Origin of the sequence: Nocardia sp. NPDC057440 (assembly GCF_042802915.1) — a bacterium.
Lineage (GTDB): Bacteria > Actinomycetota > Actinomycetes > Mycobacteriales > Mycobacteriaceae > Nocardia.
The window spans coordinates 19,579-45,853 of the sequence record NZ_JBHVDF010000018.1 but is presented as its reverse complement, the minus strand read 5'-3'; the positions used below and the strand labels follow the sequence as shown (position 1 = coordinate 45,853).

Below are 26,275 nucleotides of genomic sequence, written 5' to 3'. Positions count from 1 at the left end.
CCGGGACCAGCGATGAACAGCCGAGCAGTGCACGCCCCGGTGGCGCTGCTCGGCCAACCGCTGGAACCGGTGCTGGACTGGGCCGCCGGAATACTCCGCGCACACAATGTGGAAATCACCGGTCCCCCCACGCAGACACGGCGACGCGCGTGGTCGCTGATCGCCCGCATCCCGACCGACGCGGGGCCGATGTGGTTGAAGGCCAACGCACGCGCCTTCGCACACGAGGGTCCACTGCTGCAGCGGCTGGCGGCCCTTCGCCCTGGCAGTGTGCTCGAACCCCTTGCGGTGCAACCCGATCACGGATGGTTGCTCAGCAGGGACGGCGGCGACACCGCGACCGACAGCGAGGCCGAGTGGACCGGCCTCATCGAACGCTACGTGGATTTGCAGCAGTCGCTCACCGCGCACATCGAGGACCTACGTGCCACCGGAACGCCGTATCTGCCACCGGCGCAACTGATCACCGTCTACCGGCACTACGAGCCGCGCGTGCCGGGGCTCGGCGCCGCGATCGAGGAATCGACCGCGGCGCTCGAGGAATTCGGCAGGCTCAGCATCGAGCACAACGATCTGCACCCCGGCAATGTGTTCGCCGGGGCCACCCCTGGCACCGGGATGCTCTTCGACTGGGGCGATGCGGTGATCACCCACCCCTTCCTGTCCCAGCGGATGCTGGACGGCCCGCATCGCAAGCAGTACTTCGAGTGTTGGCGGCGCGACAGCCCGATCTCCGACGCGGAAATCATCCTGGCCGAACGACTCGCCCCGCTGGTGTCGCTCAACCCGTGGCGCACCATCGACATCTCACGACCGCGATTCGCCAGGGTGGTGCAACAACTGCTGGACGGACTGCAGGCCGGTTTTCGTTAGCCCGATCCGAGTGCCGCCGCAGTCCGATCGATTCGTACGGGCCAGGCGGCGCAAACAATGGCAGACTCGATGCGGACAATGTCGACACGAGCAGAGGTACCGATGCCGCAGCCCCGTTGGATTTCACGCAGCACGCTCCTGGCGGCCGGAATTTTCGCCGCTGCCGCGCTGACCGCCTGCGGAACGAGTACCGACCCGTCGCCGACCGGTAGCTCGGGCTCGACCACGGAATCCGCGACCGCGACCAGCGCGCCGAGCGGGCCCGCCAAGCCGAGCAGCCCGGTGATCTCCGACGCGGCGGCCGGCCGGCTGTGCGACATGATCCGGCCGGAGCTGTCGAACTGGCGGATCCAGGGCCCGACGCTCGGCCGCATCGGCCTCAACGCGCTGGTACACGAGTGGGCGCTCACCAACGGCGGCATCAACGCTCAGGTGCTTGCCGATAAGCCGGTCATCGACCGGATCACCACCAAGAGCTGCCCGGATGTTCGCAAGCAGGCGATCGAGGCGCTGGGGTTGTCCGACCTCGCTTCCGGACTCGCCTTCTGATGCGAACCCTGTACCCGCCGATCGAGCCGTACGAGACCGGCATGCTCGACGTCGGCGCGGGGCAGTCGATGTATTGGGAGGTCAGCGGCAACCCGGATGGCAAACCGGCGGTGTTCCTGCACGGCGGTCCCGGTGGCGGCACCGCGTCGTATCATCGGCAATTCTTCGATCCGGAGGTCTATCGCATCGTGCTGTTGGACCAGCGCGGCTGCGGTCGCTCCACTCCCCATATCGCCGATGGCGCGAGCCTGGAGACCAACACCACGCCGCACCTCATCGCCGACATCGAGGCGCTGCGAACTCATCTCGGCATCGAGCGCTGGCAGGTGTTCGGCGGTTCGTGGGGTTCGACATTGGCGCTGGCCTATGCGCAACAGCACCCGGAACAGGTGACCGAGCTGGTGCTGCGCGGGATCTTCCTGCTGCGCCGCAAGGAAATCGACTGGTACTACAACGGCTCCGCGGGCTACGTCTACCCGGATGAGTGGGAGAAGTTCCTCGCCCCGGTGCCGGAGGCCGAGCGCGGCAACGACCTTGTCGAGGTCTATCACCGACTGCTGCACTCCCCCGACGAGCAGGTCGCTATTGCCGCGGCCGTCGCCTGGTCGACGTGGGAGGGCGCGACGAGTTCGCTACGGCCCCAACCGGATCGGGTTGCCGAAACCGCCGAAGCGCGCTTCGCGCTCGCCTTCGCCCGGATCGAGAACCACTACTTCATGCACGGCGGATTCCTCGAGGAGGGCCAGCTGTTGCGCGATCTGGACAAGATCGCGCACATCCCGGCCGTCATCGTGCAGGGCCGCCACGACATCGTCTGCCCTGCCGTCAGCGCCTGGGACCTGCACCGCGCCTGGCCCGGCTCGCAGCTGCACATCGTGGACGATGCCGGACACGCCGCCAATGAGCCGGGCATCACCCATCACCTCGTCGAGGCGACCGACGGATTCGCGAAAGTGAGCTGAAGATGGTCAGCGCCGGAAACGCCCTCGTCGCGGCACTCAGCGACGATGTGGACCGGCTGCTGGCCGCCGAACCGGATGTCCGTGCGGACGCTCATGATTCGGTGCACCAGATGCGGGTTGCGACGCGACGACTGCGCAGCGTGCTGCGTTCCTATCGCAGCCTGCTCGAGCAGGCGCCCGCCGCCGCGATGGGTGACGAACTCAGATGGCTGGCCGGGTTGCTGGGTGTCGCACGGGATGCCGAGGTGCGTGCCGAGCGGTTCACCGCTCTGTTGGCCGAACATGCCAGGCCCGAATCGGTTACGGCCGCGAGTGATTCTGCCGCGGCCTCCGAATCATCGGCGACGACCGCAGCGCAACCCGCGGTGGCCGAACTCACCGCCGCCGACGTCGTTGCCGCCACCACCGAGCTGGTCGGCGCAGAGCAAGCGAAATATGCGCGCGCGCACGCCGAGATCCTCGCCGAGCTCGACGGCCACCGGTATCGCAAGCTGCGCGACGAATTGTCCACCTGGCGTACCGATCCCCCGCTCGACACCGACGAGGCCGCCCGTCCCGCGGCCGACGCCTTCGAGCGAGTCCTGCGGCGCGACCGCAAACGACTGCGACGCCTGGTATTCGCCGAACCCGCCGTACCGCCCGCCGAACGAGTCGAGCTGCTGCACGATATCCGCAAGAGCGCCAAGCGCCTACGGTATTCGTGCGAGGGCGCCGCGGAGACGCTCGGCGCTGCCGCGACCGATCTGGGCAGCAGTGCGAAACGTCTGCAAACCGTCCTCGGCGACCACCGCGATGCCGTCGAGTCCCGCGAAGCCATCCTCGCCCGCGCCGCCGAATCCCCCGTTCGAGGCCGGGTCGCCGCGCTCTACGAAATCCTGGCCGACGCAGAGGAAATCGAGGCAGGCAAGGCCCTCGCCCGCTACCCGATCGCCGCCGCGTTCGTCTCGGCCGGCTGACACCGGGCGTAACGGGTTCGCCGCACACCTGTCCCGGGCACCGGTGCTCGGAGTCGTTCGGCGGACTTCGCGCCTGCCAGTTCAGACCGGGAACGCGAAGCTGATCTTGCGAGTGGCCGGGTCCGCGGAAACCAGCCGGACGCGCACTGCCGCGCCTTCCGGTGGTGAGCCCGCACATGGTCCCGCGACCGGTGGGTCGGCGATGAACACCTCGGCGGGACGGCTGCCGTTGGCTTCACGGATCACCACCGCATCGAACTGCGCACCGCTGCGCTCGGCGAGCAGGGTCGCCTCGGTCAGGTCGATGCACGCGCGTTCCACCTTGTTCGCGAGGGCGTCGCTGCGCCGCATCGACTCGGCGGTGGGTGACAGGCCGTCTCGAACCCATTGCGGTACTTCGGTTCCCACGCACAGGGCAAGGCAGATCTCGGTGGCGAAACGGTCGGCGAGGCGGCGCAGCGGCGCGGTCACATGCGCGTACGGTGCGCCGATCGCGCTGTGCTGCAGGTTATTCGGCTGGTCCGCCGACTGCCTGGTGTTCGCCCCGGAGTTGGACCGCCTGCTGTTGGACTGCGCGGCCCTCGCCCCCGCCGCAGCGGGCTCGGTCTCCCCTTGCGCAGCGCTCGGCTGCCCGCCGTTCGCAGGCGCCGCGGCAGCCCCGGCATCGCCCGATCCGTCTGCGACGACCCCGTCGAGCACGGTGTAGGCGGCCCCGCGTAGCAGCCCGGTGGCCTCCGACATGAGCACGAGGGCAGCGGGTGTGTTGGGGTCGAGTCCGGCCAGCATGCGCCCGACCGACTCCTCGGCAGGCCAGGCGATCCCCAATGCCGCGGCGGTCCTGCGTATCGAGGTGATCGCCGAGTCGGGCGGCGGCGGCATAGTGCGCAGCAGTGCGATGCGTTCACCCGAGGGAGTCGTCCTGTCGAGCATGATCCTGGCCGCGCACATCCCGGTCAGCAGCGACACCTGCTCGTTCCAGTCGTCAGCGGCGGTGCGCGGCTCCAGCACCAGCCGCCAATGCCCGTCGGCTTTGTCGTCGCTGATGACGCTCTGTGCGGGCAAGCGCAGCCCGATCGCGCCGCGCGCGAGCCCCGCCTCGATGCGCCGCGTGCCGAATTCCGGCAGGGCCGCGATCGAGGGGTGCAGGCGACCTGCGTCGGCGTCGGCTTGCACGCTCGCGTAGTCGAGCCTGGCCCGGGACCGAATGAGCGCGCGCACCACCGAGCACCGCCGCGGTTCGGCGTTCTCGTCCAGTTCGATGGTCCACAGGGCCGCGGGCCTGGTCTGCTCGGGCAGCAGGCTCGCGGCATTCTCGGAGAGCACCGGCGGATGCAGCGGCACGGTACTGTCCGGCAGATAGAAGGTCTGGCCCCGAGCGGCGGCCTCGGTGTCGAGCGCACCGCCCGGCGCGATCACAGCGCCGACGTCGGCGATGGCGTAGTGCAGTGTGAAACCGGAATCGGTGCGCTCCAGGTGCAGTGCCTGGTCGAGATCCATCGCGCCCGGCGGGTCGATCGTCACGAAGGGGATATCGGTGCGATCGATGCGGTTGCCCGCGAACGCGTCGACCGCGTCGCGGGCTTCCGTGGCTGCCTCGGCGGGATACGCCGAGGCCAATCCGAATTCGGAACGGATGGCGCCGAAATCGACCGGCGCCGACACGATCCGCTGGTGGAGTTCCACGCTGTCGGTGGGCTCTACTGCAGCGCCAGCATGGTGCCGTTCAATTCATTGAACGGTCCGTACACGGTGAAGGTCACCCGACCGTTGGGAACACTCGACGACACTCCGGCCGCCGCGTCGAGCGCCTGGCCGAACGACGCCGCCGACGGATGCGGCAGGCCGGCGATCGCCTTCCCGAGGTGACTCTGGTGCACCCAGACCGTGTCGGCGGGGCTGAGGTCGACCTGGACCCCGCCCGCCAACGGGGTCACCGCGACCGCGTTTGCGGACCCGGCGCCAAACACTGCGAAAACCGATGCAGCCCCGGCGATCAAAGCGCCGGCGACCAGTGAACGAACTACCCGCATAGAGTTGAGACCTGCTTCCGCGATCGAAGAATGAACGGCCCGCTGCTGCCCGGCAACGGGCCTTGCCAACGGCGACCACTCTATGACGTCGCTCACGTTATTAGCTAGTTCCGGACGAATCGCCATGCCGGACACGCCGAGCCGCCGCCCACCTCGGCCGACTGCTAGGGTTGCCGGGCGTAGCGGGGGTTCGATATTCCCGCACATTTCGAAGTATCCATACGTCGACAAATGGGAGTTACGCACTCATGTCATCGCTGCTTTTCGACTACCTGATGCCACTGCTCGGCCCGGAACAGGCCGCGTACTGGGCTCAGGTCTTCATGATCGCGCCGGCCTGACCTCACCGCCTCCCGCGCGGCTTCGTCGCCTCCCGTTAACCACATGGGAGGCGACGTTCGTCAAGTGCCGCTAGCATCCCGCTCCGTGCAAAGAACCTCCGCCGCTATCGCGGCCAGCGCCACCCTCTTCACCCTGCTTCTCGCAGGCTGCAACGACGACACAGCAGGCAGCGCCACCCCTTCGACACCGGCGAGCCCCGGATCGTCTTCGGTGTCGGCCGCGGGCGGCGACGCCCCCGCCCTCGACAACTTCAAAGCGGGCACCTTTGTGGTGAGCTTCCGCACCGCCTTCCCCAAACTCGCGGACGGCAAAGACGACAACAAGATTCGCGACGTCCTCGTCGAAACCTGCAAAGACGTCAAGAACGGCAAGTCGGAAGACGCCGTCGTGCAGAACATCATCAAGCACACCAAGACCGGATCGGTCGAGGCGAGCAAGGACGAGGCGCAAGCCATCTATCAGATGGCCAAACTGCTCTGCTGAACTATTTGTTCCAGGGCAGATAATTCGGCAGGTACTTCAATACGTAACCCACCGTGATCATGATGACGATGGCGATCAAAGGGATAAGCACGGACATCGGTCCGGTCCTTTACGTTGTGCTACCGATGGAGGGATCGTCCCGCACACCACCGAGACGCGCGGTACCTGTATCGGTATACGCCTCCGGTGTTACGTGCGGGTTCCGTCCTGGCCCGCCGCGGGTGTGTCGTCCTGACGTTGCGCCGGTGGGCTACTGCGCTCGAGAAAGCGCAGCAGCTCCACCGGGAACGGCAGCACCAGCGTGGAGTTCTTCTCCGCCGCGACCTGGACAACAGTTTCCAGCAGGCGCAGTTGCAGTGCTGCCGGATGTTCCGCCATCTGGGCGCCCGCCTGGGCCAGCATCTGCGCGGCCTGCAACTCCCCCTCCGCCGAGATGACCCTGGCCCGGCGTTCCCGCTCCGCCTCCGCCTGCCGCGACATCGAGCGCTTCAGCGCATCCGGCAGCGCCACATCCTTGATTTCGACCCGGTCGATGTGCACACCCCACGCCAGTGCCGGGCTGTCGATCATGAGCTCGAGCCCCTTGTTCAGCTGTTCCCGATTCGACAGCAGATCGTCGAGTTCGCTCTTACCGATGATCGAGCGCAGCGAGGTCTGGGCTACCTGGCCGACCGCGAACAGATAGTTCTGCACCTCGATGACGGCGGCAGCAGGGTCGATCACCCGGAAATACACCACCGCGTCCACCCGCACCGTCACGTTGTCGCGCGTGATGCCGTCCTGCGCGGGCACCGGCATGGTGATGATCTGGGTGGAGACCTTGCGCATCCGATCGACGAACGGAATCAACATGCGCAGCCCGGGATCCCGCGTCCCCGCAACCCGGCCGAACCGGAAAACCAGCCCCTTCTCGTACTGTGTGACTATCCGCGCGCTCATGGCGGTGAGGACACCGCCGACGACCGCCCCCACACCGAAAATACTGCCGATCATGGCAAGAATGTCCATAGCTGCACCGCCGAGACGAATCGTCCACCGCGCCGGAACCCGGACTCGCGGCTCACTTCCATCATGGCACCGTGCGGGCGGACGAGTTGGCCTGTAAGCCGGATCCTGTCCCCGGTTCACACCGGGTGACGACCATCCATCTGGACACACCGTTGCCGGGTGCCTCGAGCGGTCCACCCGCAGGCTCGGGCGAGCAGCCCTCGAACACCTGCGCAGCCGCACCGCACGCGATGCGACCTTCGACCTTGCTCCGGGCGGGGTTTACCTAGCCGCCCCGGTCACCCGGGGCGCTGGTGCGCTCTTACCGCACCGTTTCACCCTCACCGACGCTCGCGCGTCGGCGGTCTGTTTTCTGTGGCACTGTCCCGCGGGTCGCCCCGGGTTGCCGTTAGCAACCGCCCTGCTCTGTGGAGTCCGGACTTTCCTCGGCGACGGGCGGCGGCACAGCTGTGCCCGTTCCCATCGCCGCGGTCGCCCGGCCAACTCGTCCGCGGCGTCCAGGGTACGTTGTTCCCGGGCCTGACCTCCCGGCTGGTCGGAGCAGAACAGTACGGTGGGGTGCCATGGAACGTGTCGAGGTCAGTTTTCCTTCGGGTAGCGAGCATTGCGCCGCCTGGCTGTATCCACCCGACGGCGTCCCCAAGCCCCGCCCGCTGGTGGTCATGGGGCACGGTCTGGGGGCCAATCGAGAAATGGGATTGGACAGGTACGCGCGCCGGTTCGCCGCCGCGGGAATGGCCGTGCTGGTATTCGACTACCGGCATTTCGGGGCCAGCCAGGGTGCGCCGCGCCAGCTACTACACATCGCCCGCCAGCGCGAAGACTGGCGGGCGGCCATTGCCTACGCGCGCACGTTGCGTGGTATCGATGCGACCCGAATCGCCCTGTGGGGCACCTCTTTCGGCGGCGGCCATGTGCTGTCGGTGGCGCCCGACGACGACTACATCGCGGCCGTCGTCGCGCAGGTCCCCTTCACCAGCGGCCTCGCCTCGGCCTTGGCGAAGGGCCCGACCAGCCTGACCAAGGTGGCCACCATCGCCGCCACCGACCTGCTCGTCGGATCCCTGCGCGGCAAGCCGGTGCGCATCCGGCTCGCGGGCCGCAAGCGCGCAGCCGCACTGATGAGTGCGCCGGATGTGCTGGAGGGTTTCGGCAGGCTCGCCGACGAAAGTGAAAGCTACGAACCGAAAGTCGCGGCCCGGGTCGCGCTGTCGACGCTGTTCGACTCCCCCGGCCGCCGCGCCAAGTCGCTGAAGATGCCGGTCATGTACGTCATCGCCGACAACGATTCGATCGCCCCGATCAAACCGACGCTGCGCGCCGCGGAGCGCACCAAGCACGCCGTCGTGAAGCGTTATCCGATAGGGCATTTCGACGTCTACTTCGACGACCACTTCGAGCTGGCGGTCTACGACCAGACGGAGTTCCTGGTCTCGGTGCTGCGTCCGTGACCGAGCCCGGCGTCGGGGCTTTGCCGGTGGTGTCGACGTCGGTATGCTCGAGCGGTACGGTTCGGCCGGTTCGTCGGCCACCACCAACGATGGCCCGGATGCGCCGCGAAGCATCCTCACAATGAATCTCGTTGTCTCCCCCTCGCTCCCAGGGAAGGGCCTTCCCGTCCTTCGTTGACCGCCGCGCGGGTACGGACCCGCCCCGAACTCCGTCGCCAACGCAGGCGGCGGGCGCACGGCTGCTGGAACCATCTGCTCATCGCGCCGCTGTGGCCGATGCACGGCGTCAACCTCGGCACCTTGCTGCGCACCTGCGATGCGGTCGGCGCGTGCCTGGCGGTGCCGCGGCAACCGTGGATACCCGACGCACTCGCCCAAGGCAACACCCTGCGCCACCGACAGTGTGTGCACTGGATCGACGGTCGCGTGGAACGGTGGCTGGATCGCCAGCGCACCGGAGGTTCCGCAATCGTCGGCGTCGAACTCACCGACGAGTCCATCCGCCTGGCCGACCTCCCCGCTGCCCGCAAGCGCACCGTCATCGTGCTCGGCCACGAACGCAACGGCATACCACCCGAGGGCCTCGACCTCCTCGATGTCGCGGTCGAAATCCCGATGGTCGGAACCGGCCACAGCCTCAACGTGGCGGTCGCCGGGTCGCTGGTGCTCTACAAGCTGGCCGGACTCTGCTGACGGCAATCAGACACTTCTGGCGCGGCACCTCGAACACCGCCACGGAGGTGCCGACCGCATACTCGATTGTCGAGGTTTACATCCCGCTCCAACAGCGAGTTTCACCGCTGAAGAGACGTTCATCCGCCACCAAGGGACCGCGTAGTCACTCGCCTGATCGTCGGACCCGGAGCGGTCGGACCTACGACCCGCGTCGATCAGCCCACGTGCCGTCGCCGTGTCGCCCTGGAGTGTAACGGCATGGGCCTTGCCCCAGAGCGCGTTCAATCGCCCCAAGCCATGGCGGTCGCTGATAGCCAACGCTTGGTCGGCGAACCGGTGCGCTACCGGCAGTGCTGCACCCTCGTAGCCCAATACGATCGCCGCCCGTCCACGGACCCATACCCGGATGTCCGTGTCTTCCGATCTGTCGGCCGCTTCTGCGGCCATCGAATACCAGTTGATCGCCTTGCGCCCGTCGGTGCCTGGAAAGGTCTTGCGTACAACGTCATCAGACGTGCAGCGATGGATCCATGGCCGGCGGCGCTGTGGGTCAGCGAGCCGACGGAGACGGCGTCGAAGTCGGACGGCTTCGATCCTCAGCTTCCGGTTCGACTCGACCGGCCCAGGCCCGGCACACCGACTGGGGCTGTGATCGGATTGGTCTCGGGTCAGCGTCGGCGGGCGAGGGCGAGGCTGGCCATCGTCGTGATCGCCATCGCGGCGACGCCGACCAGCGCCGCGGTCGTGTAGGCGTCGTCGTTCGGGAAGAGGCGGCCCGTGGCGGTGCCGGCGGCCAGGACCAGACCGCCGATGGCGCTGCCCAGGGAGTACCCGACGCTGCGGACGATGTAGTTGAAGCTCATGGCGCTCGACGTCTCGCTCTTGGGGGTGACGGCCAGGATGACGCCGGGCATGGCGGCCGAGAAGCTGCCGACGCCGAAGCCCAGCACGCCCATGGCCGCGAGCAGTTCGGCCAGGTTGGACCGGGCGGTGGCGAACAGGACGAACCCGCCGCCGACGATGGCGGCGCTGCCGGCCAGGAGCAGGGGGCCGTCGATCCGTTCGCGGACCCGGGGCGTGAGCTTGCCGGCGACGAACCCCAGCACAGAGAACGGGATGAGGACCAGCCCCGCCACGAAGGTGGTCAGTCCGAAGCCGTAGCCGGCGCTGTGCGGCGTCTGCGCGTAGCGGGTGATGAGCGTGAGCAGGAGGTACATGCCGCTCCCGCCGACGAACATGGCGATGTTCGCCCCGGCGACCGCCGGGTGCCGCACCGCCCGGACGTCGACCAGGGGCGTCTTGGTTCGCAGTTCGGAAACGGTCCAGACGCAGAGCAGGAGTACGGCGGCGACGGCAAGGGTCACCGCCACGGCGAGGTGTCGGCTCCACAGGCTCCTCTCGCCGGCCAGGAACAGGACGAGGAGCAGTCCACCCGCCAGGACGAGCGCACCGGCCACGTTCACGTGAGCGGAGCGGCCTTCGGGAGCTGCGGGCATGGAGCGCCACGCGGTCACGAAGGCGATGGCGGTGACGAGCAGGCCGAGGCCGTAGGCGGCCCGCAGTCCGCCGAACTCGGCGAGCAGCGCGGCCAGCGGGTAGCCGACGCCGGCTCCGATGATGGAGACCACTGAGATCAGGGCGATCGTGGCCGCGCTGCGCTCCTCGGGAAGATGGTCGCGGGCCACGCCCATCATCAGCGCCGTGAGACCGAGTCCGACGCCTTGGGCCGCTCTGCCAACGAGCAGCCAGGCGAACGGCAGCGGCAGCACGGTGAGCGCGCTGCCGACGACGACGACCGCCAGCGTGGCGAGAATCGTGGCCCGCCGGTGCGGACCGGCTCCGAGCCGGCCGAGGACGGGCGTGGCGACGGCGCCGCTGAGCAGGGCGATGGTCAGCGTCCACTGCGCGCTGTCGAGGGAGACGTGGAACGTGGTCGCCACGCTGGTGATGAGCGGCGTCCCGAGGCTGGCGACCGCCGCCACGACCAGGGCGATGAACATCAGGGCGGGGACCAGCAGACGTGCCTCGGAACGTATCAGGGCAGTGCTCATGGGCTGGTTATGAGCCTGGGCCGCGGTCACCGGTCCGACTCCTCTCGGGCGTGGCTTTCGAGCTCCGCCAGATGCAGCAGCGCCGGAAGGGCTGCTGCCAAGGCCTCGACCTCGTCACCGGTGAGTTCGTCGATCAACCGCGCGTACGCGTCGACGCCCGCCTGGCGTCGCGCCCGGACGTACGACGCGCCGGCCTCGGTCAGGCACACCAGCGTGACCCGCTTGTCGGACGGATCGCCCTTCCGCTCGACAAGCCCGGATTCCTCCATCACCCGGACCAGGACGGTCATCGCGGGCTGGGTGACGCCCTCGGCCACCGCCAGATCGGTGATCCGTCGCGGGCCGGTCTTGTCCAGGGTGGCCAAGGTGGCGGCGGACGTCAGGCTCATGTCGCGGGGAAGGCGTCTCACGGCCCTGGTGGCCAGACCGTAGAGGGCTGACCCGATGGCATCGGAAGCGCCGTGCGCGGCGTCTCGGCGACTCATGCCTGAAGCATAGCAGCTTTATATGAATCCTTTATGCATCTCCCGGTCAGGATTCGGCGATACTTGATTTACGAGCCCCCTCCTGCGGGCACCCTGCAGGGAGATATCACTTTGCAGGGCACCACTTTTCGGGCGCAGACAGATGCCGGAACACATCGGTTTGCGGATGCGGCCCGCAGCGGTGCGGCCGGCGCGTCAGCAGTGCGGACCCAGCGGTTCGGGGTCTCACCCATTCCGGGATCGACGAGGGTGTCACTGAGAAGACACCAGCCGACGACGGCAAGAGAGTCCTGACCGGCCGATAGCGCGGCAACCTCACCTCGGGCTCTGCGCCAGCGGGTGCCTTTCGCGAAGCCATCGAAGCTGCTGCATCACTCGGCCGAGTTGGGTTCGGCCCTGGATGAATTCGCCGATCGCCGAGACGAAGTCGGCGTCCTCGGTGCAGGTGTCGGTGAAGGCGTGGCCATCACCCGCTTCCCACGCGGCGGCCTGCCGGCCTGCAGGCCGATCAGTTCCGCCCAGTCCTGGAGCGATGGGTCCACCCGTCGAGTTTCGCGTTCATATTGCTGCCAGCCGGGTGGCGTGCACCGAGGCGTCTTCCCTGGTCGATTGTGCGCGGTGGTGGCATACACGCTTTCTCATAGTCCGGCCCGGCGCAGACCCGTGTACTCGAGAAAAGCGAACACCGCGACCACGGTCGCTCCGGCGAGCATGAAGCCGACACCGAGCCCGGTCAGGTCGATCAGACCCGAGAACGCCAGCGCCACCATGCCAACGGCGGACAGTGCGTTGACGGCCACGACGCCGGATGCCTGTCGTGGTGAGATCACCGGATAGCCCGCGATCAGCAGCAGCGCGAGGGCGCCACCGAGCATCGCGACGGCGAACGGGATCGACCATGCGGTCGGCAGCCCGAGCGGGTCACGCAACGCGCCCGCTCCGGCGAGCATGATCACCCCGAACGCGCCGGTACTCCAGCCATCCACTCGCAGCGCGGAGCGCAGGTAGTCGGTGCCCGCCCGTGTTCCGGCAAGGGCGGGTGTGACGGCGAGGCTCATATCCATCTCCTGTGATCGTCGCTGTGCGAGCCGGTCGGCTCCCCGAACCACCATGCGGACCCGAGGTGAAGTTCTCAATAACCTCGGAGGTCATGGCCGTGCCGATGCGCCGATGATTAGCCTGGTCACGTGGTTGGCACGCGGACGACAGAGAATCTGGTGGAGACCCGCTCGCGGGTCGGTGGCCTGTTGCGGGACTGGCGGCAGCGGCGCAGGCTCAGCCAGCTGGATCTGGCGCTGGCGGCGGACACCTCGTCCCGGCATCTGTCCTATGTGGAGACCGGCAGGTCCAAGCCGAGCCGGGCGATGGTGCTGCGGTTGTGCGAAGCCCTGGATGTGCCGCTGCGCGAACGCAACATCCTGTTGCTCGCCGCCGACTACGCACCCGCCTACCGGGAAAGCAGCCTGGACGACGCGGGGCTCGCCTCGGTGCGCTCGGCGCTGGACACGATGCTCGCCGCGCACGAGCCGTATCCGGCGGTGGTGATCGATCGGCTGTGGAATGTGGTCACCGGCAACGCGGCCATGGGCGTCATGATGCATGGCATTCCGGAAGAGTTGCTGCTGCCGCAGCCCAATGTCTATCGCCTCGTCCTGCATCCGGACGGGCTGTCGGCTCGGCTGGCCAACCTGACCCAGGTCCGCGAGCTGTTCCTGGATCGGCTGGCACGGCAGGCGAGTGCGAGCGGCGACCCGCAGTTGCGCGCGCTCTACGACGAAGTCGCCGCCTACCCGCGGCTGCCGGAGCCACCGAATGAATCGAACGATGAGGTGGCGCAACCAAGTCCGTTCGAGGTGCCATTGCGCATCCGGACGCCCTTCGGCGAGATGCGCATGTTCAGCACCATGGCCACCTTCGGCGCACCCGCCGATGTCACGCTCTCGGAGCTCGCTATCGAATTGTTCTATCCCCTCGACGAATTCACCGCCGCGGCCCTGCGTGGGCTCGCGGCGGCGACGTCGCCCGCCGAATCCGGTTCAGAACGGCCGGAATCCGACCCCCACGCCACCGGTGGCGTTCACGGCCTCCAGAATCTGATCGATCGGCGCGAAGAAGGCCGGTGAGTGCACGGGGTTACCGGCGCTGACGCACGGCACATCGAAGCCGATGCCGCCCAGGCCGGTCAATCGGCCCTGGTTCATGCCGACCAGTCGATCGCCGACGGTCACCGGACCACCGGAATCGCCCGGCTTCGAGCAGGATTGATTGATGGTGGAGCCCTCCAGCCCGCCCCACACCACGCCGCAGTCGGAACCGCTGGTTCGCCCGCTGGTGCAGACGGTGGCTCCTGGTCCTGGCACCGCACCGAGCCCGGCAATGGTGGTCGGACCGACGGTGCGCACCGGTGTGACCAGGGCCGGATCGAATTGCAGGACCGCGAAGTCCAGCCCCTCACCGTTATCCGAGTAGGCCACCACACCGATCACACCGGCATCCAGCGACTTCTCAGCGGCCAGGCGCGCGCCCGCCGGAGCGCAATGACCGGCGGTCAGGCCGACCAGCCGGTTCGCGCCGTCATAGCCGATGGCGGTCAGCGAGCACGCCGAATTGTTGTCGAACACCAGCCCGGAGCTGCCGCCGAGCACCGCATTCCCGGCTGCCTGCGCAGTGCCCGCGCCGACAAGACCGACGCTTGCGACGACGGCCGCGGCGGCCGCCATCCACTTGAATATCACCCTGAATACGCTCCTTCTCGAAACCCGCAGGCCGACATCGGAATCGGCCACACGACAGCCCACCCGCACGTGATGGAGAACCGCCCCGACAATTCTGCGGCCTCGCCCGGCAGGTCGGGCACAGACCTTGTCATGAGGGAGAAGACACGCGATGCGGCCGGGCCGATGCTCACGCGTCGAGCATCTCCGCACCGAGCTCGCGATCCAGGCCGGATTCGGCTGCCGACAGCGCCGCGTCCAAGTGCATGGCGACCACGCCGATGTGTGGCTCGGCCATCATCTGCAAGTGGTCACCCGGCACCGCCACCTGGATGAAGCGGCGTCCGGCGTACCGCTTCCAGCCGTTGTCCGCGCTGTCGAACATGCTGCCGACTGTTCGATGTGCCGCATCGACGCCGGGCGGCAGTCCCTCGCTGGCCCGCAGCAGTGTGAAGTCGCGGTCGTAGGGCTCGAGCTTGTATTCCAGCAGCGCCGTGTAATTGGCGTGGAACACGTCGTAAAGCCGGCGAACGGCCTGCGGGGAGCTGTCGGCGGGCAGGATCCCGGACCTGATCGTCTCGGCGAGCACCGCGTCGAACAGTTCGTCGGTGCCGTGCACGTCGGGCTCGAAATCGACCAGTGCGACCTGGTTTCCGCGCGCGTACCAGAGCAGTTCGAGGAAGAACCAGCGGATCAGCTGCTCCTGCGCGACCGGCTCACGCTTTTCTTGCTGCCGCAGTGCGAGCGTGTCGAGCAGCGTCACACTGGCGACGTCATGTTCGGGCAGCCGCCGCGCCATCTCCAGCGCGACATTGCCGCCGAAGGACCAACCCGCAAGGTGATACGGGCCTTCCGGATGGACCCGGCGGATGGCCTCCAGATAGGACTCCGCCATCGCCGGGATGGACGTCTCGGGTGTGCTGCCCGAGTCGGCGCCTGCCGCCTGCAATCCGTACACCGGACGGTCCGGGCCGAGGTAGCGGGCGAGTGCCAAGTAGCACAGCACATTTCCGCCGATAGGGTGCACAAGGAACAGCGGCGTCTTGGCGCCGCCGCTGATCGGCACCACCGGGTCGAAGGTGCGGTGGGTGTTCCCGGCCCGGATGAGTGCGGCCAGCTCGCCCGCGGTCGGTGCGCCGATGAACGTATCGAGGGGCACTTCGACGCCCCAGCGCCGCGACAACCCCATCACCACACGCATGGCACCGATGGAGGTGCCACCGGAGGCGAAGAAGTCGTCATCGAGCCCGATCGAGCGCAGCCCGGCGTACTCGGCGAGCAGCTCCACGGCGGATCGCTCGTATTCGTCGGCCGGTTCCCGCTGGGCGGCAGCCGAATCGGGGGCATTCCCGACGATCGCGCGCAGGGCGTTGTCGTCACGCTTACCGCTCGGCGTACGGGGCAGTTCGTCGAGCCAGATGAACCGCGACGGCACCATGTGGGCGGGCAGCACCGCGCGCAGATCGTGCCGCAGTGCGGCCATATCGGTCTGGTCGGCCGCGCCGACCAGGAAGGCGATCAGCGCACCGTCGATACCGCCGAAGCCGCGGGCCACCACGGCCGCCTCGGTGATGGCGGGAAATTCCTCGAACCCGAGAATGCACAGCTCGACCTCCGCGGGTTCGACCCGGAACCCGCGAATCTTCACCTGACTGTCGCTGCGGCCCAGATACACGATGTCCCCCGAGGACAGCCGTACGCCGAGATCGCCGGTCCGATACAGGATCGCGCCGCCGTGGGTGGCCACGAACCGCTGCGCGGTCAGGCCCGGCCTGCCGTGGTAGCCGCTGGCGATCGAACGACCGCCCAGATAGATTTCGCCGATCACCCCGTCGGGCACCGATCGCAGCGCACCGTCGAGCAGTTCGGCGGTATCGCCGTCGACCGCTCGGCCGATCGCGGGCAGCGCGGGGAAATCATCGGCGGGACCGAGCAGCGCGTACTTGGTGGCCACGTGGGATTCGGTGGGGCCGTACTGGTTTTCCAGCAGCAGGCCGGGCACCACCTTGCACAGGGCGCGGATCTCGTCGGTGATGCGCAGCTGCTCGCCGGAGGACACGAGGGCCTTCAGGCTCGTCGGGAAGGTGCGCCTGGCGACGACGGCCTCCGCGAACGCCTGCAGTGCGACGTAGGGCAGAAACAGCCGCTCGATGCCCTCCTCGACAACAATATTCAGCAGCTCCTCGACATTCGACCGCAGATCCACCGAGCTCACCCGCAGCGCCGAACCCGCGGCGAGGGTGGTGAAGATTTCCTGGAACGAGACATCGAAGCTCAACGGCGCCAATTGCAGGGTGCTGGCCAGATCCATCCCCGACGGTGTGCGGTTCTGCCATTCCACCAGCGTGGTCAGGCCACGGTGCGGCATCGAGACGCCTTTGGGCTCCCCCGTGGAGCCGGAGGTGAACAGCACATAGGCCACCGCGTCCGGCGACACGTAATCCGGCACCACCTGTGCCACGCCGGTGATGTCACCGGTGTCGAACAGCACGGCGGTATCGAGCACCAGCGCCGTGTCGTCGACGATGTCGGCGTACTGCGCGTCGGCGATCACGCGATGCGGGCGGGCTCGGTCGATCATCAGGTTCAGCCGGGCCCCCGGATAGCTGACATCGAGCGGCACGCAGGCCGCGCCGACCCTGGTGAGGGCGAGCACGAGCACCACGAGCTCGGGGCGCCGGGCCATCATGATGCCGATCCGGTTGCCGGGCGCTATCCCGAAACCGCTGAGCCGCTGCACGAGTCGATCGCAGCGCTCGATCAGCTCGGCGTAGGTCACCGTGTGGTCGTCGCCGATCAGCGCGATCGCGTCGGGGTTCAGCGCGGCGGCTTCGGCGACGAGGGTGCCGACATCGCGGGCGGTGGCCGGGCCGGAGCCTCGATCGATCGCCGAATCCGGTTCACCGACAATGCCTGCCAGCATCCGCAGCTGGGTCAGCGCGACGGTCTCGCACTGATCCTTGGTCAGGGTGTGATCGCCGTTGACCCGCACCCACATTCGGCCGTCGCGCGGATCGTTCGCCACCGTCACCAGCAGCTGGAAATTGGTCTCCTCTCGAACATCGAAGTCGCGCAACCGGACTCCGTCGATGCCTGCGATCGGCGCGAACACGTGGTAGTTGACGAAGTTGAACGCCGTCTCGAAGGCGGGCCCACCATCGGTCAGGATGGACCGCAGCGGGTAGCGACGGTGCGGATAGGCCTCCCGCTCCCGGCGCGCGACCTGCTCGACCGCCTCCCACCAGGTGGTCGCACCGGCATCCAGCCGTATCGGCAACGTGTTGAGGAACAGTCCCGCAGTGTGTTCGGCCCCGGCCCGATCCGGACGGCCGTGGCTGACGACGCCCGTGGTGACGTCGCCGCGGCCGGTGACCGTACGCAGCGCAAGGCAGTGCGCGGCCAAATAGACCGCCTTTTCCGGCACCTGGTTCCGGATGGCGAACGCGGTCACCCGTTCGGCGAGCCTGCGCGGCACCAACGCCTGCGCCTGCGGTGGCGCCGTGACGGCGGCCTGGTGAACGCCCAGCGCCGTCAACGCGGTCGGCGCGGCGTCCGCCAAGGCGGTGCGCCAGTACTCACGCGCCGAATCATCACGGATGGCAGCCTGTTCGGCCTGTGCGTATTCGGCGAGAACGGTCGAGGAGTGCGGGGTGTCGTCGAGGGCGGACTCGACGAGCCCCAGGCGATGCAGATAGTCCAGCAGCAGTTCGAGCACCGAGGTCGCGACGCTCCAGCCGTCGAGGATCGCGTGGTGGAAGCTGAGCACCAGGTCGACGGTCCGACCGGTGTCCGCACCAGGCCGGAGAAAAACGCGAACGGCATGCAGTGGGGCACGGGCGATGTCGTACTGCGCGTGCCTGCGCTCCTGCACGTATGACTCGACCCGCTCGTCGGCCAGCGTGGCGTCGATGCCGGTGAGATCGACGATCTCCATCTCGTAGTCGATGGCGGAGTGCACCACTTGCAGCGGGATCGAGTACCTGCTCAGGTCGAACGAGGACCGCAGCGCGGGCTGCCGCGACACCAGCCGATCGACGGCGACCCGGAATTCCGCCGCGTCCCACGGCAGCTCGAACCGGTAGCGGAACACGTCCTTGTAGATGACCGAATCGGCGCGCTCGATGCTGTGGAAGAGCATGCCGAGTTGCAACGCGGTGGCCGGGAATGCGTCCTCGGCCTGATGCAGCGCGGCCCGATCGATCAGCGGCACCGTCTCGAAGGCCGCGGTGATCCGGATCCGCGTGCCGTCCTGGCCGTCGGTGACGATCCCGGCCAGCTCGGCGATGGTCGGATTCTCGTAGAAGCCGTCCACATCGAAGTACAGCCCTGCCCGCTCGGCGGCGGTGCGCACCGACAGCGCGAGGATGGAATCACCACCGTGGGTGAAGAAGTTGTCGTGCACGCCGATCGAGTCGACGCCGAGCACCGAGCGCCAGACCTGCACCAGCTCGGCCTCGACGGCGGTGCGCGGCGCGGCGCGGCCGTCGAGGTCCGCCCGCTCGGCGGCGAACGCCTTGACCAGCGCGCGCCGATCCAGTTTTCCGTTGCGGGTCAGGGGAATCCGGTCCACGCGCAGTAGGCGCGCCGGAATCATGTAGCGCGGCAGTCGGGCGGCGAGCAGATCGGCGATCTCGTCGCCGGTGATCTCGTCGCTGACGAAGTATCCGGCGAGCTGCACACCGTTGGTGTCGGACCGCTCGTCGACGACGGCGACCGCCCGCACACCGAGGCAGCCGAGGATCGCGTTCTCGACCTCGCCGAGGGTCACCCGGTTGCCGCGGACCTTCACCTGATCGTCGTAACGGCCCAGGTATTCGAGGGCTCCGCCGGGCAGCCAGCGGGCCAGGTCGCCGGTGCGATAGCGGCGACGGCCCAGCACGGTACGGTCGTCGACGAAGGCCGCCGCCGTGAGTTCGGGGCGGCCCCGATAGCCGCGGGCGACACCGACGCCCGCGATATTCAGTTCGCCGGGCACACCGACCGGCAGTCGTCGGCCCGCCTCGTCGAGCACCAGCAGATCGGTATTGTCGATCGGGCGGCCGATAGGCACCACCGCGAGCGAATCATCGTGCGGGCAGTCGAAATACGAGACGTCGACGGTGGCCTCGGTCGGGCCGTACAAGTTCACCAGTTGCGGCGGGGTCATCCGCGCCGACGCGTACAGCGCGTGGAAGCGGCGCAGCAGCGCGGGCGCCAGCGCCTCACCGCTGCAGAACACCCGGCGCAGCGTCGCGAGGCGCGGCAGGATCGTGCGATCGGCCTCCAGTTCGTCGAGGAAGGCGGCCAGCATGGACGGCACGAAGTGGATGACCGTCACCGAGTTCGTCTCGATGGCATCGACGATGCGACGCGGGTCCTTTTCGCCGCCCGCCTCCAGCAGCGCGACGCGCGCGCCCGCGAGTGCCCACCAGAACAACTCCCACACCGACACATCGAAGGTCACGGGAGTCTTCTGCAGGATGACGTCGTCTGCGGCCAAGGGATATCGACGCTGCATCCAGGTCAGCCGGTTGACCACCGAGCGATGTTCGATCATCACGCCCTTCGGCTCACCGGTGGAGCCCGAGGTGTAGATGAGGTAGCTCAGATCGGCCGGGTGCGAGATGTTTTCGACGGCCTGACGCGCGGGCAGTGGGTTGGCCGCCACCGAAACCCGGGCGACACCGAGCCCGGCGTACACCGGGGCGTGTTCGGGGCCCGCGACCACGAACCTGGCCTCGCAGTCGGCGAGCACCGTTTCGATGCGCGCCGCCGGAAAATCCGGATCGAGCGGGACATAGGCACAGCCCGCACGCACAATGCCGAAGACCGCGATCAGCAGGTCCGTCGATCGAGGCAAGACCACCGGGATGCACTCGTTGCCCGCCGCGCCGAGCTCACGCAGCCTGGTGGCGAAACCATCCACGCGACGGGACAATTCGGCGTAGGTGAGCGGCTTGTCACCGGAACCAGCGGCAGGCACCAGCGCAACGCGGTTCGGGTTGCCGACGGCCTGTTGGGTGAACAACCGGTCGATGGTGGTGTACGGGAAATCGGTGCGCGGACCCGTTTCGAAGGCGGCGATCGTGGCAGCCTCCGGCTCGGACAGCAGCGGCAGCGCGCCCACCGGAGTCTCCGGATGGTCGAGCGCCGCGGTGATCATCTCCCCCACACTGCGCAGCGCGGACTCGACCGGGAAGGTCTCGGTGAAAACGTCCATGTCGTAGAACAACTGGAGATTGATCGACCCGTCCCTGCCGTCCTCGGCGACGACGATGGTGAGCGCGTCCGACACCGTGCCGGGATTGAGCACCGTCCACTTCGAGATGAGGTCGTGGACGTAATCCGCGTCGGGCAGCTTGGTGAAGGAGTACTGGACGTCATACAGCGGCGGCGCCGACGGATCGCTGTTCAACGCACGCGCGAGATCGCCGTAGGGAAATCGCTGATGCTTCTTCAGGCCACGGATCTGCTGGGTGACCTCCGCCGCCACCTGCGCCAACGGCACATTCCGGTCCACGCGCACCGGCAGCGGGACGACATTCGCGCGATGGCCCTGGGTACGGAAGGTCTCGGCCGAGTGCCGGTTGAGCATCGGGCAGCCGATGACCACTTGGTCGGTGCGGTGGATCGCCGTCAGATACGCCGCCACCGCGGCGGTCGTATAGGCGAAGACGGTGAATCCGGTCGCCCGGATGCGGTCGAGGAAGTCACCGGGAATCATCGTGCTGTAGTGCCCGCGCACGACTTTCGGCCGCTCCGACCGTCCGGTGAAAAGGGCGGGTTCGATCCGGTCCAGCGCGGTGAGCAGCGCGGCGCGATCCTTCGTGTACTGCTCGGACTCGCGGTAGGCCCGGTCGTCCTCGGCGATCGCCCGATACGTGGCCACCGAGCGATCGGTGTGCTCGGTGGGCGGTTCCGGCTTCGCCAGCTCCGCGAGCGGCACGCCTTCGGATTTGGTGTAGCTGTCGTTGAGCAGCGCGATGAGCGGATTCAGCCCGTAGCCGTCGGCCAGCGCGTGATGCACCGAGATGAACATCCAGAACCGGTCCGGCCGGTCCACCACCGCGGCGAGCCGCGCGGGCCGGCCGGGCAGCTCCGGGTCGGCGACCGCGCGCCACAACCACTCCTGTGCCGCGGCAACCGGATTCGGCTCACCGGTGAGATCGAACACCTCGACCTCGGGAATGTCGTCGCACACCCACTGGCGGAATTCGCCGTCCTCGAACGAGAACCGCAGCCGCAGCGCGTCGTCGCTCATCAGCGCGCGCTCCCAGCACGCCTGCAGCCTGGCGATCTCCAGTGGTTCATCCATACGGAAGCTGTAGGTCTGCTGCGCGACCGGATCCGGTGCCAGCCGGAAGGCCAAGCCGAGGACATCGCGCTGATACGCGCTGACCGGCCAGGCCTCGTCGGGTCTCTCGGGGGTTGCGCTGGTTTCCGACGTCACAGTCACTCCTATCGCGACAGTCGCGGCACCGGCCGTGCGCAGATCTGCCTAGGCTGTTGCCACAGTTATCCAGTTTTCGGATACCGATAAGCACCGGCATCGACTTCGATGCCGGGCGTCTCGATTGTTCGGGGGGCGAACGCCGCCGGTCAGAGAACGGCCAGCAACGCGCGCACGCTTTCGTCGGCGAGGCGCTCGGCCCGCTCGCGGGATACCGCGGGCTCGACATAGCCCACGTTGAAGGACAATTCGCCGTGCGTGGCATTGGCGGTCGCCATGATGAACCCGCTCACCGACATGCCCGAGACGAATTGGGCGCCCGACAGCTGCCAGGATCCGATCTTGTCCGGGAAGGGATAGTCGCCGAGGTAGGTCATGCACAGATGGCCGGGACCTCGGGTGTCCATCAACTTCACCGTGGCGGCGCTGGCGGCCACCGATTTCGGTGCGGCGACCTTCAGCAGGTTCAGCGCCGCGAGGTGATCGCGGCGCCGCATCCGTGTGCCGTACTCGCGCTCGATCTCGGTGGCGATCTGCCAGAGCGAGGACCACGGCGCGTACTCGGCCGGGGTCGCGATCATGCCCTGATAGGTGCCGACCTCGGTGTCGGCGACGACGCCGTCGAGGTGCGCGCGGAAGTTCACCGAACTGCCTACGGTGTACCAGGCTTCCTTCGTGGCGCCCGCCTCGCGGGCCGCGGCGACCAGCAGCGCCGCCGACAGCGCGGCCTGCAGCCCGACGCCGTTGCGCGCGCAGCCTGCGCTCAGCGCGTCGAGCTGGTCGCCGCTGAGGCTGCGATGCACCACGCGGCTGCGTCGCCGCGCGGGCGGGGCCAGTTCGGTCGGCTCGAGCCGCCGCGGGCGGCGCAGCTGCGATTTCTGGTCGCGCAGTAGCGATCCGATAGTCCGCCCGATGCCGCTGCCACCCTGGAATCGGGCCGGGAACAGGGCTTCCGGGCCGGGCCGGATCGGGGCGGGCGCCAGCTCGGCACCCTCACCCGAGGCGACCTGCAGCACCTGCTTGGCCACCGACATCGCGCTCTCGCCGTCGGCGATCGCGTAGTGCAGGGTGACGACCAGGTCGCTGATCTGGCCATCCGGCGTCCTGATCAGCACGGCGCGCGCGAGCGGTCCCTCGTGCCAATCGAATGGCTCGCGCAACTCGATGTCGTCGACCTCGGCCAGCCAGCGTTGCGGCTCGTCCGACTCGACGACCCGCAACGGGATCGGCCGATTCGCCACCGGTGCGAATCGCGGTGCGGTGCCGTCGGGTTCGGCCGCAACCGCGACGCCGAGCAGCGGATGTCGGCGCTGTACTTCATCGAGGCCGGTCCTGACCTGCTCGGCAGTGATGGACCCGTGCACCCGCACCCGCGCAAGGATGTGCAGCGGAGCAAGTTGATCGGCGATCCAATGCCACCGCTCCATGGGGGACAGCTTGCGCGGCAGCCGCGCGGCCGGTCCGTCCAGTGGCGGGAACGACAGCGGCTTCGCCGTCTCACGCAGGAAGAACTCGGTGGGCGCGTGCCGGAAATAGGCGTCGCGCGCCTTGATCAGCCTCGGGTCCGTTGTCTGCTCGATCTTCCCGAGGTTCGACGACCCGTTGACGAGCATGGCGGTCCTCGCCGCACGCAACTGTTCATAACGACGGAGTCCCGCAACGGGATCCAGCGAGGTCTTCAAGGTATGCGCGAGCACCACCGCATCCTCGATGGACGCGTTGGCCCCCTGGCCGAGGCTGGGCAGCATGGGGTGGGCGGCGTCGCCGAGCAGGGTGACCCGGCCCCGGCCCCACTGCTCGAGCACCGGGCGGTCCTGGGCAGGCACCGCGAGGATCCCGGATTCGTCGGTCTGCTCGATGCAGGCCCGCACCTCAGGAGCCCACTCGGCGTAGAGCCGCAGCAGCTCCTGCTTGCCGCCTTGCCAGTCGGCGGCCTCGGCGGCGGGCAAGGTCTTGGTGCCCCACCAGTAGACGCGGCCGTGACCGATATCGTGGATACCGAAACGCATGCCCGCGCCCCAGTAATGGGCCGAGAAGCCGCGCGGCACCGCGGGGTGCTCGAAAGGGATGCAGGCCAGCCAGCACACGAAGTTGCCGGGGCGGGGTTCGGCGCGGCCGTGCAACTGGGCACGCACGGCGGAGTGGATACCGTCGGCGCCGATCAGCAGGTCGCCCTCGGCGATACGGCCGTCGGCGAATTCGACGCGCACATGTTCGCCGTCGTCGATGAAGCGGGTCGCCTGTGCGCCAACGTGAGTCGGTGTGTCGCCGACCGCGCGCAACAGCACGTCGTGCAGGTCGCTGCGGTGCAGGGCAATGCTCGGAGAGCCGAGTCTGGCGTCCTGGCGGTGAACGGGAAGCACACGTAAGGGAGTGCCGTCCGGATAGCAGAACCGGAACGTCTCGACCTTGCCGCCGCGTTCGAGCAGCTCGTCCTCGATGCCGAGGCCGAGGGTGCGCAGCGCGCTGAATCCATTGGCCGATACCGAAAGTCCGAAGCCCTGTGCGCGCAGCTCGGGCGCGGCCTCGTACAGCTCGACCCCGAACCCCGCATGTCGCAATGCGACCGCAGTGGTGAGTCCCCCGATTCCCGCTCCAAGAACGACAACTTTGATCGGACTACTCATCGAACCTGCACTCTCATCGAACATTCAATGACCCAGGGCGCCTCCTGTTTCGAAGCGACCGGCGAGCCACATCGCTCACCGGTCGTCATCCCCCTCGGGCAGCGCTGTTCGATGACAGATCGTCCTCGGGAAACGCAGTCGGGGCGGGATGCCCTGTGCCAGACCGCCCCGAAGCCTACCCCGATCGCCGTGTCTGAAACGAGATCGAGTGAGATTCACCGCAAGGGCTCGGTTCGACAGGCCGATTCCGTTGAGATGCGCAATAATTCACGCTTTCCGAGGGCCGCGCGGTTGGTCGAATGCTCGAGACAGTCACAGATAGGACGTGTCGTTGACCAGACGCACCGACGATCCACCGTCGGGATAGAACTCGGCGATCGACAGCGACGCCAGGTCCAAATGCAGTCGATACAGCAGCGAGGGACCGACGCCGAGCGCCAGCTGCAGCAGCGTCTTGATCGGGGTCACATGACTGACAACCACCAGGTTCGCGCCGGGATACAGCGCGACCAGATCACGCCGCGCCGCCTCCACCCGCTCGCGCACCTGATCGAAACTCTCCCCGCCCGGGGCAGGCACCGAAGGGTCACCAAGCCAGCGAGCGTGCAGCTGCGGATCACGCTGCGCCGCCTCCAGGAACGTCAGGCCCTCCCAGTCACCGAAGTCGGTCTCGATCAGACCGTCGAGGACATGCACGGGAACATTCAGCGCGGTCGCCGCGGCCTCGGCGGTCTCGCGGGCCCGGCCGAGCGGGGAGCATACGACGGCAGCGATATTGCCCTTGGCGGCCAGCATCTTGGCGGCGCGCGCGGCCTGCTCGCGACCGAGTTCGGTGAGCGGCGGATTGCCGCGGCCCGAATACCTGCGCTGGACGGAAAGCTCGGTCTGGCCGTGGCGCAGCAGCAGCAGGCGGGTCGGGCGGCCGGTAGCGCCGGTCCAGCCCGGGGCGGGCGTCGTTTGCGCACCGATCGGCGCCGCATCCTCGGAATCCGTCACCGCGCCCTGTGCATTCGCGCCAGTTTCCGGCGTCGCCCGCGCGTCCCTGACCTCGTCGACCCAGCTGGGCGGATCTCGTTCGACGCCGAGGGCGGATCCCTGATCGGGCGCACCGCCCGATGCGCTGCCGCTGCGATCGCCCGCGGGCGCGTGCCCGGCATCGAGCGCGGTACGCACCTCGCCGACCAGCGAGGCGTCGTCCATCGCCTCGTTGGCCAGTCGATCCGCATGCGAATTCTCCGCGCGCGGAATCCAGGTGAAACTCACCCGATCGAAACCCGCGACCAGCCTGCGCGCACGGTCGGCCAGCGGAATCATGGCCGGGTGCTTGACCTTCCAGCGCCCCGACATCTGCTCGACGACCAGCTTGGAGTCCATCCGCACCGACACCACGCGCGCGCCGAGCTCGGCCGCCGCTTCCAAACCGGCGATGAGGCCACGGTATTCGGCGACGTTGTTGGTCGCGACACCGATGTACTCACGGCGCTCGGCGAGCACACTCGCATGATCGGCATCGAAAACGACCGCGCCGTAACCGGCAGGCCCCGGATTGCCACGGGAACCACCGTCGGCTTCGACGAATACCTCGAGCTGGGCCATCATTCCCCTCGCTGAACTCGACCTGTCACGGTCCGCGCACGCGC

The 26,275-nt window shown here is 68.0% G+C and carries 18 protein-coding genes and 1 other RNA gene; 8 read left to right on the top strand and 11 right to left on the bottom strand.

Annotated elements, in window-relative coordinates; genetic code table 11:
- Window positions 1–12: 12 nt before the first annotated feature.
- The 4 genes from ACFU4Z_RS29760 (at window position 13) to ACFU4Z_RS29745 (ending at window position 3,340) form a co-directional block, all read left to right on the top strand.
- Window positions 13–873 carry a phosphotransferase gene (locus ACFU4Z_RS29760; protein ID WP_379069437.1) on the top strand — a complete coding sequence of 287 codons (861 nt, stop codon included), beginning with the start codon at window positions 13–15 and terminating at the stop codon, window positions 871–873.
- A gap of 102 nt (window positions 874–975) precedes the next feature.
- Window positions 976–1,422: a hypothetical protein gene (locus ACFU4Z_RS29755; RefSeq protein ID WP_379069434.1), complete on the top strand. Its 447-nt coding sequence runs from the start codon at window positions 976–978 to the stop codon at window positions 1,420–1,422.
- On the top strand, window positions 1,422–2,384 hold the full coding sequence (pip, locus tag ACFU4Z_RS29750) for a prolyl aminopeptidase (protein WP_379069431.1): 963 nt from the start codon (window positions 1,422–1,424) through the stop codon (window positions 2,382–2,384). The genes ACFU4Z_RS29755 and pip overlap by 1 nt, the downstream gene beginning before the upstream one ends.
- A gap of 2 nt (window positions 2,385–2,386) precedes the next feature.
- Entirely contained in the window at window positions 2,387–3,340 is a 954-nt protein-coding gene (locus ACFU4Z_RS29745) for a CHAD domain-containing protein (protein WP_379069428.1), read from the top strand.
- 81 nt (window positions 3,341–3,421) lie between these two features.
- Here the strand turns inward: ACFU4Z_RS29745 and ACFU4Z_RS29740 are convergent, their stop codons facing one another.
- Both ACFU4Z_RS29740 and ACFU4Z_RS29735 read right to left on the bottom strand, forming a co-directional pair.
- The gene (locus ACFU4Z_RS29740; protein WP_379069426.1) at window positions 3,422–5,023 is read right to left on the bottom strand and encodes an RNB domain-containing ribonuclease; all 1,602 of its coding nucleotides are present in this window, start codon (window positions 5,021–5,023) and stop codon (window positions 3,422–3,424) included.
- Window positions 5,024–5,037: 14 nt separating this feature from the next.
- Window positions 5,038–5,505 carry a hypothetical protein gene (locus tag ACFU4Z_RS29735; RefSeq protein ID WP_379069423.1) on the bottom strand — a complete coding sequence of 156 codons (468 nt, stop codon included), beginning with the start codon at window positions 5,503–5,505 and terminating at the stop codon, window positions 5,038–5,040.
- A gap of 291 nt (window positions 5,506–5,796) precedes the next feature.
- Here ACFU4Z_RS29735 and ACFU4Z_RS29730 point away from each other — a divergent pair, with 291 nt between their 5' ends.
- The gene (locus ACFU4Z_RS29730; protein ID WP_379069420.1) at window positions 5,797–6,195 is read left to right on the top strand and encodes a hypothetical protein; all 399 of its coding nucleotides are present in this window, start codon (window positions 5,797–5,799) and stop codon (window positions 6,193–6,195) included.
- A 189-nt stretch (window positions 6,196–6,384) separates the two neighbouring features.
- On the opposite strand, the gene ACFU4Z_RS29725 is transcribed toward ACFU4Z_RS29730, so the two are convergent.
- A complete protein-coding gene (locus ACFU4Z_RS29725; RefSeq protein ID WP_379069417.1) occupies window positions 6,385–7,203 on the bottom strand; it encodes a slipin family protein in 819 nt (272 codons plus the stop codon).
- A gap of 78 nt (window positions 7,204–7,281) precedes the next feature.
- Window positions 7,282–7,690: RNase P RNA component class A (rnpB, locus tag ACFU4Z_RS29720), an RNA gene on the bottom strand.
- A 76-nt stretch (window positions 7,691–7,766) separates the two neighbouring features.
- Here rnpB and ACFU4Z_RS29715 point away from each other — a divergent pair.
- Both ACFU4Z_RS29715 and ACFU4Z_RS29710 read left to right on the top strand, forming a co-directional pair.
- Entirely contained in the window at window positions 7,767–8,654 is an 888-nt protein-coding gene (locus tag ACFU4Z_RS29715) for an alpha/beta hydrolase (protein WP_379069414.1), read from the top strand.
- Between the two features lie 174 nt (window positions 8,655–8,828).
- Complete coding sequence (locus tag ACFU4Z_RS29710; RefSeq protein WP_379069411.1) at window positions 8,829–9,347, top strand: TrmH family RNA methyltransferase; 519 nt, start codon at window positions 8,829–8,831, stop codon at window positions 9,345–9,347.
- A gap of 650 nt (window positions 9,348–9,997) precedes the next feature.
- On the opposite strand, the gene ACFU4Z_RS29705 is transcribed toward ACFU4Z_RS29710, so the two are convergent.
- From ACFU4Z_RS29705 to ACFU4Z_RS29695, 3 genes are all read right to left on the bottom strand, one after another.
- A complete protein-coding gene (locus tag ACFU4Z_RS29705) occupies window positions 9,998–11,380 on the bottom strand; it encodes an MFS transporter (protein ID WP_379069408.1) in 1,383 nt (460 codons plus the stop codon).
- 26 nt (window positions 11,381–11,406) lie between these two features.
- Window positions 11,407–11,865, bottom strand: coding sequence for a MarR family winged helix-turn-helix transcriptional regulator (locus ACFU4Z_RS29700; protein ID WP_379069406.1), 459 nt, complete (start codon window positions 11,863–11,865; stop codon window positions 11,407–11,409).
- Window positions 11,866–12,503: 638 nt separating this feature from the next.
- Complete coding sequence (locus ACFU4Z_RS29695; protein WP_379069403.1) at window positions 12,504–12,923, bottom strand: hypothetical protein; 420 nt, start codon at window positions 12,921–12,923, stop codon at window positions 12,504–12,506.
- A 129-nt stretch (window positions 12,924–13,052) separates the two neighbouring features.
- Between ACFU4Z_RS29695 and ACFU4Z_RS29690 the strand changes: the two genes are divergently transcribed.
- Window positions 13,053–13,988 carry a helix-turn-helix domain-containing protein gene (locus ACFU4Z_RS29690; protein ID WP_379069400.1) on the top strand — a complete coding sequence of 312 codons (936 nt, stop codon included), beginning with the start codon at window positions 13,053–13,055 and terminating at the stop codon, window positions 13,986–13,988.
- On the opposite strand, the gene ACFU4Z_RS29685 is transcribed toward ACFU4Z_RS29690, so the two are convergent.
- The 4 genes from ACFU4Z_RS29685 to ACFU4Z_RS29670 all read right to left on the bottom strand — a co-directional run bounded on the left by ACFU4Z_RS29685 (window position 13,902) and on the right by ACFU4Z_RS29670 (window position 26,231).
- Window positions 13,902–14,600 (bottom strand): hypothetical protein, encoded by a 699-nt coding sequence (locus ACFU4Z_RS29685; protein ID WP_379069396.1) that lies wholly within the window; start codon window positions 14,598–14,600, stop codon window positions 13,902–13,904. The two genes, ACFU4Z_RS29690 and ACFU4Z_RS29685, sit on opposite strands and share 87 nt — an antisense overlap.
- 169 nt (window positions 14,601–14,769) lie before the next feature.
- On the bottom strand, window positions 14,770–22,008 hold the full coding sequence (locus tag ACFU4Z_RS29680; protein WP_379069393.1) for an amino acid adenylation domain-containing protein: 7,239 nt from the start codon (window positions 22,006–22,008) through the stop codon (window positions 14,770–14,772).
- A gap of 149 nt (window positions 22,009–22,157) precedes the next feature.
- Window positions 22,158–24,635, bottom strand: a complete 2,478-nt coding sequence (locus tag ACFU4Z_RS29675; RefSeq protein WP_379069390.1) for an FAD-dependent monooxygenase — start codon at window positions 24,633–24,635, stop codon at window positions 22,158–22,160.
- Window positions 24,636–24,947: 312 nt separating this feature from the next.
- Window positions 24,948–26,231, bottom strand: a complete 1,284-nt coding sequence (locus ACFU4Z_RS29670) for a bifunctional RNase H/acid phosphatase (RefSeq protein WP_379069705.1) — start codon at window positions 26,229–26,231, stop codon at window positions 24,948–24,950.
- Window positions 26,232–26,275 lie beyond the last annotated feature (44 nt).

What these genes read in the sequence shown, in the direction of transcription:
- ACFU4Z_RS29760 (WP_379069437.1), top strand. Translation starts at nt 13, where the DNA reads ATGAACAGCCGAGCAGTGCACGCCCCGGTGGCGCTGCTCGGCCAACCG.
- ACFU4Z_RS29755 (WP_379069434.1), top strand. Translation starts at nt 976, where the DNA reads ATGCCGCAGCCCCGTTGGATTTCACGCAGCACGCTCCTGGCGGCCGGA.
- pip (WP_379069431.1), top strand. Translation starts at nt 1,422, where the DNA reads ATGCGAACCCTGTACCCGCCGATCGAGCCGTACGAGACCGGCATGCTC.
- ACFU4Z_RS29745 (WP_379069428.1), top strand. Translation starts at nt 2,387, where the DNA reads ATGGTCAGCGCCGGAAACGCCCTCGTCGCGGCACTCAGCGACGATGTG.
- ACFU4Z_RS29725 (WP_379069417.1), bottom strand. Translation starts at nt 7,203, where the DNA reads ATGGACATTCTTGCCATGATCGGCAGTATTTTCGGTGTGGGGGCGGTC.
- ACFU4Z_RS29715 (WP_379069414.1), top strand. Translation starts at nt 7,767, where the DNA reads ATGGAACGTGTCGAGGTCAGTTTTCCTTCGGGTAGCGAGCATTGCGCC.
- ACFU4Z_RS29705 (WP_379069408.1), bottom strand. Translation starts at nt 11,380, where the DNA reads ATGAGCACTGCCCTGATACGTTCCGAGGCACGTCTGCTGGTCCCCGCC.
- ACFU4Z_RS29700 (WP_379069406.1), bottom strand. Translation starts at nt 11,865, where the DNA reads ATGAGTCGCCGAGACGCCGCGCACGGCGCTTCCGATGCCATCGGGTCA.
- ACFU4Z_RS29695 (WP_379069403.1), bottom strand. Translation starts at nt 12,923, where the DNA reads ATGAGCCTCGCCGTCACACCCGCCCTTGCCGGAACACGGGCGGGCACC.
- ACFU4Z_RS29675 (WP_379069390.1), bottom strand. Translation starts at nt 24,635, where the DNA reads ATGAGTAGTCCGATCAAAGTTGTCGTTCTTGGAGCGGGAATCGGGGGA.
- ACFU4Z_RS29670 (WP_379069705.1), bottom strand. Translation starts at nt 26,231, where the DNA reads ATGGCCCAGCTCGAGGTATTCGTCGAAGCCGACGGTGGTTCCCGTGGC.